Origin of the sequence: Mesorhizobium helmanticense, assembly GCF_003034915.1 — a bacterium.
In the GTDB taxonomy this organism is placed as follows: Bacteria; Pseudomonadota; Alphaproteobacteria; order Rhizobiales; family Rhizobiaceae; genus Mesorhizobium; species Mesorhizobium helmanticense.
On the sequence record NZ_PZJX01000127.1, the window covers coordinates 1 to 409 of the forward strand.

1 pseudogene is annotated in these 409 nt (G+C 60.4%); it reads left to right on the forward strand.

Going from position 1 to position 409, the window contains the following annotated elements:
- Positions 1-357: pseudogene (locus tag C9427_RS33615) on the forward strand (DDE-type integrase/transposase/recombinase); the annotation flags it as partial.
- Between the last annotated feature and the right edge of the window lie 52 nt (positions 358-409).

A 409-nucleotide genomic window follows, 5' to 3' on the forward strand; every position in this document is an offset into this window, starting at 1 on the left:
CCAAAGCGGCCAAGCGCTTGCTGACGCGGCTGCTGAAGAAGCAAGGCGTCGCGCCGAAGCGCACACCGACAAGCTGCGCTCCTATGGAGCAGCCAGGCGACAGGTGATGCCGGCGTCGAGCATCGGTCGCATAAGGGATTGAACAACCGTGCCGAGAATTCGCATGTGCCGCTGCGAAAACGGGAGCGGACTATGCAAGGCTTCCGATCACCAGGAGCACTGCAACGCTTCGTTTCGATCTTCTCGGCTCTGCGCAATCTCTTCGTCCCGCCCCGCTCAAAACGCTCCGCTCTCGCTACACATATTCACCGCCTGCAGGCCATGGCGGAATGGAAAGCCGTGGCCATGGTCAGCTGACATCAGCGGCTGCAGGTCTCAACGCGTGTATATGCAGACAACGTGACATCCC